This is a genomic window from Nonomuraea angiospora (genome assembly GCF_014873145.1).
Lineage (GTDB): Bacteria > Actinomycetota > Actinomycetes > Streptosporangiales > Streptosporangiaceae > Nonomuraea > Nonomuraea angiospora.
Window position 1 is genome coordinate 896,313 of sequence record NZ_JADBEK010000001.1, and the last position, 12,074, is coordinate 908,386.

General features: G+C 68.7%; 13 protein-coding genes. 8 read left to right on the forward strand and 5 right to left on the reverse strand.

Going from position 1 to position 12,074, the window contains the following annotated elements; all coding sequences use genetic code 11:
* Positions 1-226: 226 nt before the first annotated feature.
* Complete coding sequence (locus H4W80_RS04035; RefSeq protein WP_192783828.1) at positions 227-610, reverse strand: hypothetical protein; 384 nt, start codon at positions 608-610, stop codon at positions 227-229.
* 124 nt (positions 611-734) lie between these two features.
* A complete protein-coding gene (locus H4W80_RS04040) occupies positions 735-2,060 on the reverse strand; it encodes a phytase (protein ID WP_192783829.1) in 1,326 nt (441 codons plus the stop codon).
* 487 nt (positions 2,061-2,547) lie between these two features.
* On the opposite strand from H4W80_RS04040, the gene H4W80_RS04045 reads away from it, so the two are divergent.
* Complete coding sequence (locus tag H4W80_RS04045; RefSeq protein ID WP_192783830.1) at positions 2,548-3,093, forward strand: PadR family transcriptional regulator; 546 nt, start codon at positions 2,548-2,550, stop codon at positions 3,091-3,093.
* 171 nt (positions 3,094-3,264) lie between these two features.
* On the opposite strand, the gene H4W80_RS04050 is transcribed toward H4W80_RS04045, so the two are convergent.
* Positions 3,265-4,179 carry an NAD-dependent epimerase/dehydratase family protein gene (locus tag H4W80_RS04050; RefSeq protein ID WP_192783831.1) on the reverse strand — a complete coding sequence of 305 codons (915 nt, stop codon included), beginning with the start codon at positions 4,177-4,179 and terminating at the stop codon, positions 3,265-3,267.
* A 66-nt stretch (positions 4,180-4,245) separates the two neighbouring features.
* On the opposite strand from H4W80_RS04050, the gene H4W80_RS04055 reads away from it, so the two are divergent.
* Both H4W80_RS04055 and H4W80_RS04060 read left to right on the forward strand, forming a co-directional pair.
* A complete protein-coding gene (locus tag H4W80_RS04055; protein ID WP_192783832.1) occupies positions 4,246-4,842 on the forward strand; it encodes a TetR/AcrR family transcriptional regulator in 597 nt (198 codons plus the stop codon).
* Between the two features lie 7 nt (positions 4,843-4,849).
* Positions 4,850-5,338 (forward strand): site-specific integrase, encoded by a 489-nt coding sequence (locus H4W80_RS04060; protein WP_225963224.1) that lies wholly within the window; start codon positions 4,850-4,852, stop codon positions 5,336-5,338.
* Between the two features lie 25 nt (positions 5,339-5,363).
* Here the strand turns inward: H4W80_RS04060 and bla are convergent, their stop codons facing one another.
* Positions 5,364-6,383, reverse strand: coding sequence for a class A beta-lactamase (gene bla / locus H4W80_RS04065; protein WP_225963225.1), 1,020 nt, complete (start codon positions 6,381-6,383; stop codon positions 5,364-5,366).
* Here bla and H4W80_RS04070 point away from each other — a divergent pair.
* The 4 genes from H4W80_RS04070 (at position 6,376) to H4W80_RS04085 (ending at position 9,290) form a co-directional block, all read left to right on the forward strand.
* The gene (locus tag H4W80_RS04070; RefSeq protein ID WP_192783833.1) at positions 6,376-6,903 is read left to right on the forward strand and encodes a hypothetical protein; all 528 of its coding nucleotides are present in this window, start codon (positions 6,376-6,378) and stop codon (positions 6,901-6,903) included. The two genes, bla and H4W80_RS04070, sit on opposite strands and share 8 nt — an antisense overlap.
* A 30-nt stretch (positions 6,904-6,933) precedes the next feature.
* On the forward strand, positions 6,934-7,239 hold the full coding sequence (locus H4W80_RS04075; RefSeq protein WP_192783834.1) for a hypothetical protein: 306 nt from the start codon (positions 6,934-6,936) through the stop codon (positions 7,237-7,239).
* Positions 7,236-8,384, forward strand: a complete 1,149-nt coding sequence (locus tag H4W80_RS04080; protein WP_318786688.1) for a bifunctional WXG100 family type VII secretion target/C40 family peptidase — start codon at positions 7,236-7,238, stop codon at positions 8,382-8,384. Before H4W80_RS04075 ends, H4W80_RS04080 begins: the two co-directional genes overlap by 4 nt.
* A gap of 186 nt (positions 8,385-8,570) precedes the next feature.
* On the forward strand, positions 8,571-9,290 hold the full coding sequence (locus H4W80_RS04085; protein ID WP_192783835.1) for a hypothetical protein: 720 nt from the start codon (positions 8,571-8,573) through the stop codon (positions 9,288-9,290).
* Between the two features lie 326 nt (positions 9,291-9,616).
* On the opposite strand, the gene H4W80_RS04090 is transcribed toward H4W80_RS04085, so the two are convergent.
* Positions 9,617-11,224, reverse strand: coding sequence for a phospholipase A2 (locus tag H4W80_RS04090; RefSeq protein ID WP_192783836.1), 1,608 nt, complete (start codon positions 11,222-11,224; stop codon positions 9,617-9,619).
* A 288-nt stretch (positions 11,225-11,512) separates the two neighbouring features.
* On the opposite strand from H4W80_RS04090, the gene H4W80_RS04095 reads away from it, so the two are divergent.
* The gene (locus H4W80_RS04095) at positions 11,513-12,073 is read left to right on the forward strand and encodes a GNAT family N-acetyltransferase (protein WP_192783837.1); all 561 of its coding nucleotides are present in this window, start codon (positions 11,513-11,515) and stop codon (positions 12,071-12,073) included.
* The last annotated feature ends 1 nt before the right edge of the window (position 12,074 follow it).

Here is a 12,074-nt window from a genome sequence, read left to right on the forward strand (position 1 = left end):
ACCGGCCTGCGGTGATGCGGCGGGGTCTGTTAAAGAAAAGGGCAAATGTTAGGGGTTGCCGTTTCGGGTGGCCTCTGGCGGCGCGTCAGCGGACAATCGTCGAGGTACGGCTGCCGCGTCCTCGGGCCGGTCTTCACCCGCCGGCGCGGTGGCGTCGCCTCTTGCATGACCGGGCTGTGGGAAACGCCGGAACGGGTCGCCGGAATGAACCGGCGACCCATTCAGGTCATGGCCTGACTATCGTCTTCTTGGGTCCGCAGTGGGCGAATTTAACCTTGTACGGCTTGCTTACGCAGGCCCAGAGTTCGATCTGGCCGTGCGGCATGCCGATGGTCTTCTGCTCGATGCAGTCCTGGTCTTTGTAGTAGTTGGCGTACTGGTAGGTGTGGCCTTTGTATCGCACCTTGGCCATCGCGTAGCGGTGGTCGGTGCTGCGGTCGCAGACGAGGATTGCGTTGTGCCCGGACAATTGGGCCTCGGCCAGCACGTCTCCGTGGGAATTGGTGATGTACGCCCCCGGATAGGTGTGAGCGGTGGCCGAGGCGGCGCTCGATCCCATGACGGTGAACGTGAATCCGGCAACGGCGGTGATGAGCAGCAGTTTTCTCACGGTGCCCCCTGTCGGTGATCCTTTCCGTAGGAAAGACGACGGGTTCACCCCTCAAGTTCATGAGAAATCGGATGCCTGTGCCCGTGGTCCGCGCGATGCCTCGAGGCGGTCACGGGCGGGCTGCTCAGCCGCGCGGGTTCCAGCCGGTGACGTCGATGTCCAGCCCGAGGCGGTGGGCGATGTCGTCCCACTTCACGTACTTGAAGTTGGTGTTCTCGCGGACCTCGCCCTGCGGGTCCGTCGCCTCGGGGGTGTTGGTGCCGTCGTGGGTGACGAACAGGCCCTTGGGGAACCGGCGGCCGAGCGGTACGTTGACCACCATCGTCCCGTCGCTGCCCTGCACCCCGTCGATGCCGTCGTTCTCGCCGACCTGGAAGGAGCCGAGGTAGGTGTTCTCGCCTCTGCGGTCGTAGACGGCGAAGGTGTCGCTGCCCTGGCTGGAGGCGATCAGGTAGCCCTTGCCGTTCTTGGCGTAATAGATGGTCAGGCCTTCGGCGTCTGCCGTCAGGTGGTCGCCGCCGTATCCGGGGTCTGCGCCGGGGGCGCATTCCTCGGTGGTGGGGTCGTAGGTGGCCGGTACGCCGTACTCGCGGACCCGGTCGACGAGCTTCGGTGAGCCGGTGAGATCACCGGGGATGCGCCAGATGCCGACGTCCTCCTGGGCCGCGTAGAGGGTGCCGGTCTGGGCGTCGACGACCATGCCTTCGATCTGCGGGCCCACGCCCGGCTCGTCGCAGGGGCTCCAGGTCTGGCCGTTCGGGAGGGTGAAGCTCGACGGGAGGTCGATCGTCCGGAGCGTCGTGTAGCCGATCTTGCCGTCGGGGGCGTCGGTGAGCTTCAGCAGCGCGAGTCGCGTGGTGTGGCGGCGGCTGACCAGGACGTAGGTTCCCGAGTCGCGCTTCCATGTCGCGAGGCCGTAGACGGTTTCGGCGTCGTTCACCTCCGTCTGGGTCGTGTTGAAGATGAAGGGCGCGGCGGGGTCGGTGATGTCGGTGAGGGGCTGCCGGCTCTGGCTCGCCTTCGCCGAATCGACGCGGTAGATGCGCAGCTTGTCGGAACCTCGGTCGGAGGCGACGAAGATGTCCGATCGGCCCGCCTTGGAGGCGTGCCCGTAGACGACGTCCACGTTGTTCAGCCGGCCCGGCTCGTCGCCCTGGGTCGGCTCGGCCGGTGCGGGCAGGTGCTGGAGCTGCCGGCCGTCCAGGTCGTAGACGTACAGGCCGCCTTCCTTGGCGGTGGTCGCGATGAGGCTCCCCTCGGGAGAGGTGGGGTGGACCCAGATCGCCGGGTCGTCGCCGTTGGCGTTGCCGCCGGCCTCGTCGTCGAACAGGGGCGGGGTCTCGACTCGCGGCTCGACGGCGGGCAGGTTTTGCGCGGTGGCGGGTGGGACCAGGGCGGCGAGCAGGCCGATCGTCAGTGCTGTGGACGCCAGCGAGGTCAGGGGGCGCATCGACTTCTCCTCATTGTGGAACCTTGCAGCCTTGATCCTCATGAGCGAAGCCGACCGGACCATGAACCGTATCGGAACTTCCGCCCAAATCGCGGCGCTGTCGCCCTCATACTCGCCAGGCCCGGCGGGAAGCATGGGAAGCAGCGGTCGATCACTCCCGGCGTCGGCGACCTGACGCTGGATACCGAGGTGATCCGGCTGCCGGCTGGCCCCGGCCTGACCCTGATCACCCACTCCGCGCCTGCCGGCTCGCCGAGCGACGACGGGCTCCGGCTCCTCGCGTCCACGATCGGCCCGCATACGGCCTCGGCAAAGTAGGCGGTCTGTGGTGGGGCTGCCTGCCCGGGCGCGGACCTTGCGGTACGGCGGTCGTCGTCGGGTGCGGTACGGGGTGCCTCGCCCGTCGCCTTCCCGCCTCCACGGGCACGACAGCTAGCCTGTTCGGCAGGGCTTGGGCGGGTGCCGGGCCCCGCGAGTGAGGGAGACGATGTCGGCGACGCGACTGCTGGTCCTGGGCGTGGTGCGGCTGCACGGTCAGGCACACGGCTATCTGGTGGGCTCCGAACTGGAGTCGTGGGAGGCCGGGCAATGGGCGGGGCTCAGGTCGGGCTCGATCTACCACGCGCTGCGTCAGCTGGCCAAGGAAGGTCTTCTGGACACCAGCGAGGTGCACGAATGGCCGGGCCGTGTGGCCGCTTCGACGACTTCGAGCTCGGCGCCGACCAGGCAGCCACGCTCACTTACGGATCGGCGCCCTCTGTCTCGAGCCACCAGCTTCTCACCCGGAGCGGCCGTCGCCTACGCGGGGGACGTGACGGCACCGCAGAGTCGTGGAGCACCTCCCCGGGTGTGGGAGCTCATCGACAACCTCGTGCAATATGCGATGCGGCCCGCGGGCCCGCGCACCATCGCCATCGGGGTGCGCCGGCGGCAAGCACCGGCAGCGGGTCTGGTGGAGATCCTGGCCCGCCGGGTACGCGAGCGCGGCCACGCCGAGCACCGCCGCGCGCACCTGCCCCGTGTGCTGGTGTAGGGGTGTCCGGGACCGACGCGACCAAGCCCCGGACGCTCAGCCCAGCATCGACCGCCAGGCCCTCCGTGCGGCTGTACGGGGGGCTGGTTCGTCGTCGGCACCCGTTGCCCCAGGTCCTGCGGCTATGTCGACGTTCAACCGCTCAACGAACTCTGGGGTTATTTCTCAATCTCAGGCGGCGTTGTGGCGGAACCAGTCGAGGGTCGCGGCGATGCCGTCGGCGTGCGGGGTGACCTTGACCGGTCCGAACGCCTGGCGGAAGGCCGAGTCGTCGGCGATGAACGGGCGGTCGCGCTGATACCAGGTTTCCCCGAGGGCGCGCACGGTCGGGTTGAACAGCCCGATCAGGCGCTGCGTTCCCCGGCCGAGCCCGGCGATCTTCAGCTCGCCTCCCACCGCGGTCCGTACGAGGCCGAGGAACTCCCGGCCGGTGACCGCTTCGGCGGCGGGCAGGTGCCACGAGCGGCCGTCGGCCTCGGCGTGCTCGCCCAGCGTGACCAGCCCGGCGGCGACGTCCGGCAGGTAGGCGACGGTGTGCGGCTGGTCGAGGTCGCCGACCCAGCGGGCGGTCTTGCCGGCCAGCGCGGCGGCGAAAATGGTCGGGCCGATGGTGGTGTTGACCCCGCCGGGGCCGTAATAGTCGGAGACCCGCCCCAGGGCCGCGCGGATGCGCCCGGTCCGGTGGGCGTCGAGGATCAGCCGGTCCACTTCGGCGCGGGCCCGGCCCTTGGGGTTGGTGGCGGCGTGCGGCAGGTCTTCGGTCATGGGGGCGTCGACCGGGCCGTAGACGTACAGGTTGTCGGCCATGACCAGCTTCGCCCCGGCGGTCTCGACCCCGGTCAGGACCGTGCGGATGAAGCCGGGGAACTCCTTGGCCCAGCGCTCGTACTTCGGCTGTGCGCACTGATAGACCACGGCGGCGCCCTCGCAGGCGGCGATGGCACCCTCGGTGGTGGTGACGTCGGCCTTGAAGGCGGCGCCTCCTCGGCTGACGGCCCGGACCTCGTGGCCGCGCGCGGTCAGCTCGGCGACGACGGCCGCGCCGATGCCGCCGGTGGCTCCAAGGACTACATGAAGGTCGGACATGTGATCACTCCCGTGAGGCCGTTTCGAATCAGCGTTATATAACAACGTTATGATAGTATCCCATCCATGGCAAGACCGAGAAACCGCGACTACGACGAGCTTCGCCGCGAGCTGGTGGACGCCGGAGGCCGGCTCCTGGCCACCGAGGGCCCGGCGGCGCTGACCACCCGCCGCGTCGCGCAGCGGGCGGGCGTGTCCACCATGGCCGTCTACCAGGTGTTCGGCGACAAGGGTGGTCTCGTGCGCGAGATGTTCCTGGCCGGGTTCGAGCGGCTCGCCACGGCCTTCGCCGCCGTCCCGCACACCAGCGATCCGATCGCCGACCTCCTGGCGCTCGGGCGCGCCTACCGGGCCAACGCCCTGGCCAACCCGCACCTCTACGAGCTGATGTTCGGCCGTCCCATCCCCGAGTTCCAGCCCGACGCCGAAGCCGCCGCCCAGATCCAGCCGACCTTCGACACGCTCATCGCCGCCGTCGCGCGCTGCGTACGGGAAGGAGCCTTCGCTCTCGCAGAGCCCGCTGACCTCGCCATCGGGATCAACGCGCTCGCGCACGGGCTGTGCAGCCTCGACCTGCGCGGCGCCCTCGGCGACGCCACCGAGGCCAGCCGTCACTGGGACCGCGCCTTCGACACGATGGTGCGAGGGCTGCGCGCGGGGTGAGTGCAAGATGTCGGCCTTTGGCCGACGCGGGCACCGCGTTGATCGGCGGCCGGCCGTACCGCATACTCGGCGCGCCTACCGCGGCGAGCCGATCGCCTTCGCCGCCCCCCACGGCGAGGAGATCGACGCACTGACCGCCGTGCCGGTTCGCGCGTTCCTGGCCGAGCTCGCCGAGCTGTCACCGGCCAGCCGTAAGCGCAAGCGCGCCGCGATCGCCTCCTTCGCCACGTGGGCCGTCCGGCACGACCTGCCGCCGGCCGACCCGACGGACCGGATCGACACCATGAAGGTGCCCAAGAGCCTGCCCGCCCCGGCCGCGGCCGCCGACGTCATCAAGCGGCCTGGATGGGTGGTCGGCCTGACGCCGAACGTGGTGATGGCGGTGGCCGCACGCCTCATGGGCAGCGCCCGGTGCCGGAGCGGGCATGCGTCTGTTCGTTTGCGTACAGCCCCTACCGGCTTTCCGCGGCCGGAGAGCGCGCGATCTGGTTCATGATCGCGGTTGCGAACGGAGAAGCCCCTCAGAGCCGGCCGAGGGCTTTGGCCAGCGCGGTCGCGGAGGAGGCGATCACCTTGTCGTCATGCGCGGTGTTGTCGGTGTTACGGTTGGTGAACACCGAAAGGATCATCGGCGCGTTGGACCCGGGCGCCCAGACGATCGCCAGGTCGTTGGCGGTGCCGTAGTTGCTCGCGCCGCCGGTGCCGGTCTTGTCGCCGACCGTCCAGTCCTTGGGGAGTCCAGCCCGGATCCGGTTGGCACCGGTGAGGCTGGCCTTCAGCCAGCCGACCAGCCGCGTCCGGTCGCCGATGTGGAGGGTCTTGCCGGTGGTGAGCTTGGTGAAGGTCTGTGCGGCCGCCGCGGGGGTGGTGGTGTCGCGCTCTTCACCCGGCTCCCACTCGGTCAGGGTGGGCTCCGGCCGGTCCAGCCGGCTTGTCCGATCACCGGTGGCGCGGAAGAACTCGGTCAGCCCGCGCGGCCCGCCGATCTGCTTCAGCAACGTGTTGCCTGCGAAGCCGTCGGATTTGGTGATCCCGGCGCGGCACAACTGTGCGGGTGTCATGCCGGTGTCGGTGTATTCGGTGGTCTCCGGGGAGTTCGTGGTCAGCCCGGCCATGTCGGCAGGCTTCCAGCGGACCACCTTGTCCATCAGCCCGGGGTCGCTGGTGCGTGCTTTGTGCAGTACGGCCGCGCAGGCGAACACCTTGAACATGGAGTTGAGGGGAAAACGCTCATCGGCTCGGTAGCCGACCGTTTTACCGGTTCCCAGGTCGATGCCCACTGCGCCGATACGCCCCTGGTAGGACTTCTCGAGTTCCTGCAGCGTCTTGTCCAGGTCGGAGTCGGAGGGGGCGGTGGTCCCCGTCCGGGAGCCGGCGCTGGAGGTGCTCGTCTCGCCGGTGGCGGCATCCGCCGCACTGGCAGGGCCGCTCAGCAGCACGGAAGCGGTCAATGTCGCGATCCCTAGACGCAGGAGTGGTTGTGTCATGGCGGAGAGCAGATCAGAAACTGGCCAGGGGCGTCCAATATTGATATTGATCATTGAGTCATATCGATATGGATATCCGCAGGCGACTCAAGGGCAGATGGCGCCGGTGAATGTGCAGGGTGCCCTCGGTGTCGCCCGCTCCACGCTGTATCGAGCGCTGGAGCACGACTCCCCGCTCGCCGCGGCGGCCGTGCCGGTCGAGGCGAGCGTCGACCGGGACCACGCACCCCTCTCTCCCGCCCCGGTGGCGGCCGCCGAGCTCCGCCTCGCGCGGGCCGTCGGCGTAGTGCTGCTGGCCGTCGACTTCCAGGACGACACGGGTACTGTGCGGCGGGAGCAGCGAGAAGTCCATGCGCTCGCGTCCCAGCACGCTGTCCTTGCCGCCTCGCTGCCTTCGGGTCTGTGGGTCGCAGTGCAAGTACACCTGCGGGATGAGGGCGGGGCAGCGCACAGGGACTGGCGGTCGCGTCCGATCGAACTGCTCTTGGGCCGCGACGCCGGTGGGAGGCATCGCGCCGTCCATGAGATCGCGGCCGGACAAAAGGTCAAGGATGTTAGATTGTCGGGCGATTGATGTTGATCTGACAGCAGAGGCGTGACTCACGTGGCAGGGTTTGAGATCTACTTCGATGCGCTCGAGGAGTGTGCCACCAAGGCCAAGGGAGTCGCGAACCAGTTCAAGAGCGCGGCGGAGGACGGTCCCACGACCGTCAGCACCTCCTGCTTCGGCGGCCTGGAGAACGTCTCCGACAAGCTGGCCAAGGCCGTCAACGACTTCGAGGCGAAGATCGACACCGAGATACGCCATGCGCAGCGGAACCTGACCAAGGTCGAGGCGGCCATCCACCAGGTCGTCCAGAACGTCCGCAAGGCCGACCTCCCCGACGTTCCCCGGACGGAGCGGGTGTGACGGACATCTGGGACCAGTACCTCAGCCCCATCCAGCGCGTCATCGACGACCTGAGCGGCGACCAGGCCCAGATCTCCAAGATCTCGGGGCAGTGGCGGACGCTGGCGGGCGACCTCACCACGGAGACCGGCGTGATCAAACGCGCGGTCAACAGGGTGGACAGCGCGTGGAACGGCGCCGCCGCCGAAAATTTCGCCACGTACATGGCCAGGTATCCCGAGTCCGGTACGGCACTGAGTGAGGCCCTGACCAGCTGCGCCGGCAAGCTGGATGCCGCCGGGACCGCACTGGAGACGGCCAAGGGCGAGGTCCAAGCCCTCTACCGGGAGAAGCGCGCCTGGCTGGACGAGCAGCGCAGCGACCCCGACAGCACCACGATCTCGATGACGAGCATCAGGTCCCAGGTGTCCGACGCCCTCGAACGGGCCAAGGCGCACACGGACAAGGCCGCCGAGGTTCTCGGTCAGGCCACCAGCGAGATCGGCAAACACCTCGGCGAGGTACGGTTCTTCACCGGTATCCCCGCTCCCGGCGATCAGGACTTCGTCCCGGGCAACAAGTCGGGGATGCCCTGGATCCCCGACCCGGACTTCCGGCCGCACACCCCGAAGACGCAGCTGGCGTCCTACAACGGCAACGGCAACGGCCTGCCGACCGGCGATGGCATCGGGAACGGCGTCAACGGGGCGGGCGGCGCCGGCAGCAGCGGTGGTGGTGGCGGTGGCGGCGCGCCTTCGCTGGCCGTCCCGCCGAACGCCCACAGCCTGGCGCCCAACCCTCGTGCCCAGGCCGTCATCGACTACGCCCTCAAGCAGCTCGGCGACCCCTACGTGTGGGGAGCGACGGGACCCGGCTCCTTCGACTGCTCCGGACTGACCCTGCGCGCGTACGAGGCCGCGGGGACCACCATCCCTCGGGTCGCGCACGATCAGTGGCTGCGCGGGCCGCGTATCCCTGATGGCAACGCGCAGCCCGGAGACCTTGTGTTCTTCGACAACAACGGTGACGGCACGGCTGACCATGTGGGCATCGTGCTCGACCCCGACAAGGGCACGATGATCCACGCGCCCAGACCGGGCTCCGAAGTCAAGATCGCCCCGTACAGCCGTACCCCCATGGGCTTCACCCGGCCGGGAACGAGCTGACCCCGGGGCACGAGATCTGGCCGTCGGGAACCCTGCGCGTGCCCTCGGCGAGCCCGGGGGTGCGGCTTCAGTCCTTCCGGGCGTCTTGCCGGACGGTCGGCCTGGCATGCACCGCGCCCTGTCACACCCGCAGGCTAGATTCACTCCAGCCATACTTGATCTTCACTTACCACTTGGATGTACGGAATGCACCCCCTCATCGTCGCCTTAGCCCTTGTCACCGCCGCTCCCGCCACCGCCCACGCCCAGACGGCCGAACCAGACCCGGTCGCGGGCCTGCGGTCGCTGCTCGCCCGCGGCGCCGGCGCGACGGCCGAGTTCTACGGCCAGGCCTCCACGGACCTGTCCAAGGAGGTGCTACTGAGCAACGGCAGGCGCACCGTCATCGGGAGCGGCATGGGAGTGCGCGGAACCGGCAAGGTCAAGCTGGGCCCGGCCGGCGTGATCGCCTCGGAGCACACCCGGCAGCTCGGCGTGGGCGGCAAGGAACTGATGGTGGAGGCGGCATCCAAGGACCCCTACTTCGCCGGCGTGATCGCCACGGTGGGGACGCTGCGCACCGTCAGCGTGGGTGGCTGGCAGTACCAGCTCGCGCCGGGGGCGAAGACCTGGGTGCGCACCGGCCGCGCCAGCGGCGCCGCGGCCGCGTACGGCGACCAGTTCATCAACGTCCTGGAGATGGCAACGCTGCGCAAGCTGCTGGCCACCAAGACCCGCAAGAGCGTCGCGCCGTGGCTCAAGGATCACACCACCGGCCGCAAGCAGCGGATCTACACCCTGACCGGGACGATCAAGCTCAAGGAGCTGTATCGCGTCTCTCCCAGCTTCCGAGAGGCCGCGGGGACGGCGGCGTCCCTCGGGACGTCTGAGGTGACATGGACGTACATGTACGACGACCGCGGATGACCGTACCGGGTCGGCTGGCGCTTCTACGCGCACCCGCGGCCCGAGGTCCCGGGGCTCGGACATGACCGGATCCTGCGGGGGCACCTGGCCACGCAGTACCGGAACTGGGACAGGCCGATGACGATCATCGCGCCCCAGGCGAAGCCGGGCCGGGGACTCGCGGTGGACGACCTCGCCGACGTCCTCAGCGCCCCCGAGCGCCGCAAGTGAGGAACGAGCTGTAGTCGCTTGGAGCGACAGGGGAACGGGCGCTCGCCGCGCCGCCCTGCGCCTGATCGGCCGGACAAGGGCGGGGGCGATGGTCGCCCCCGCCCTCCCTTGGCTGCTCAGGGGTTGCCGTACTTCTTGACGAACTGGTAGTACGTCCACGCCCATGCCCTGCAGTCGGGCCGGACCAGAATGAAGTAGCCGCCGCACACCTTGTCGCGCATCGTGATGTAGAACCGGTTGTCCACATCAAGCTTTCGCGTACGGGTGTTGTCGAGGTAGTACTTGTACTTCTTCTTCTGGTTGGCGATCAGCCCGTATCCGTAGTCGTGGGAGTCGCAGGCCGGCCGCATATCGAAATTGTGGGGCTTGTCCGGAGACTTCGTGCAGTGGTCGTAGTAGATGCCCCTGACCTTGAAGCCGCTGGCGGTCCGTTTCCAGTCGGGCTTGCGCCATTTGCCGCCGTGCCAGGCCCAGGCAGAGCAGCCCGACTTCGTGTACCACATCCAGGTGACAGCGGTGTTGCACTTCTTCGGGTAGGACTGCGGGGGGTCCACGCCGTCCGGCAGGAAGTCGCCGGCCGGCGGCTCGGTGGCGTTCGGGTCGTCGAGCCCGGCCGCGCCCTCGGTGGGCCCGCCGTTGGCCGGCATGTCGGTGCCGGTGGCGACCACCTGGGGAGCGGCGGCGCCCGCCGGGAACGACAGCTGCCACCCGCCGCTGGTGACGGACTCGATCGACGACAGGCGCCCCACCGAGTCGTAGGCGTAGGTCCCCTGGACGGCGCCCACGCTGGGATCGCTCATGGTGCGCAGCAGGCCGTTCAGGTCGTAGGCGTAGGCCGCCTCGATCTGCGGCGCGTCGGTTCCGTAGGTGACCGCCACCTCCTTGAGCCGGCCCGCGTAGTCGCCGTTGGAGGCGCTGGTGGCGGTGGTGGCCGTGGCGTAGGTGAACCTGGTGACGGACGCGGGGGTCGCGGTGCCGGCCGGCTCCTTCACGGTGCTGACGCGGCCCTGGGCGTCGTAGGTGATCGTGGACTTGCCGAAGGCGGTGCTGCCCACATCGGTCACCCGCCAGGGGTCGGCGCTCGGCGCCCCGGCCGGCCGGGCCCAGGTGTAGGTGAGCTGGAGGTCGCCGGTGCTGATGGGGGTGCCGTCGTCGGTGGCGAAGGTGTCGTCGCCCGCCTCCACGGGGCCCGGATCCGTCACGAGCGTCTCGACCGTCGTGGTGCGCATCGCCCCGATGACCGCGTCCCACCTGGTGGTTTCGGTGATCTTGGACCCGCCGGCGGCCTCGTAGGTCTGGACGCCGCCGCCGTCGGGGAAGGAGACGCTGCTCTTCAGGGAGTAGCTGGTCGAGGTGCCTTCGTCGAGTTCCGTGACGACGATGGTGCCGTTCTGGTTCTCGAGTTTGCGGTTGATCTGGCCGCCGGCGATCTCGGCCTGCCAGCCTGGCCCGAAGACGCCCAGCTCAGGGCGGGTCGCCGGGGCCGACTGCGGCCGGGCCAGATCACCGGCGGTCAGGGCCACGCCGTGCTTGCGGCTGATCGCGCCCGCGGACACGTCCAGCTCGGTGAGCCTGAAGGTCTTGGTGTCGGAGGAGTACTGGCCGGGGCCGATCTCCTGGACGTTGGCCGGTGGCGGGTCGTCGAGCGCGGCGGCGGAGACCGGCGGGGAGAGGAAGGGGAGCAGCATCGCCGAGACGGCGACGGGGAGCGCTAATCGGCGCAAGGGGTGCCTCCAGGTAAAGGGAGAAAGTGATTTGATCACCTGGAGAGTAGAGGCTGATAAACCGCTCGACAAGAGCTGGACAATTTCCTGGAAGGGTGTTCAAATCGCCTACGAAGCCATGTCGTGAATGTAATTTATTCGTGCGTTCGTGCAGGTCGCCGGGCTGGATGTAATTTTGTGGCGAATTTATGGCGATTCTGTGGAGGCTTTGTGAATAATGACGTGAAGTGTATTCGGTTCCGTATGTGGTGGCCCGGACCACATCCCGTGCCCTAGGATCGTGAGCCTATGAGCCAATTGCCCACGCTGTCCGCCACAGAAATCCCTTCGGAACGGCTCCTGCTGCGCAAGGCGCACGCCGCCGACCGTGAAGGCATCATCGAGCTGATGACCGATCCCGAGGTCCAGGCATACCTCGGTGGCCCCCGGCCGCGCGGTGACGTCGAGCAGCACTTCGACGCGGTCATGACCGCCGACGCCACACCCAGGCCCGGCAACTATGTCATCGCGGACGGCACGACGGACCGGCTGATCGGAACACTGATGCTCGCCCGCCGTTCGGCCGATCGACCGGGGCGTGTCACCGAGGACGGCGAGGAGCTGGAACTGGGCTATGTGCTGCGGCGCAGCGCGTGGGGCGCGGGATTCGCCTTCGAGGCCACAACGGTCGCGTTGCGCGCCGCGGCCGACGAACTTCCCGACCAGCCGGTCTTGATCGTGACCCAGACCGCGAACACGCGATCTCTGAAACTCGCCGCCCGCCTTGGCTTCCGCCCCGTCAGCACATTCGAGGAGTTCGACGCCGAGCAGACCCTCTGCACCGCTCCCTTGTCCGTGTTCCGAACCTGAT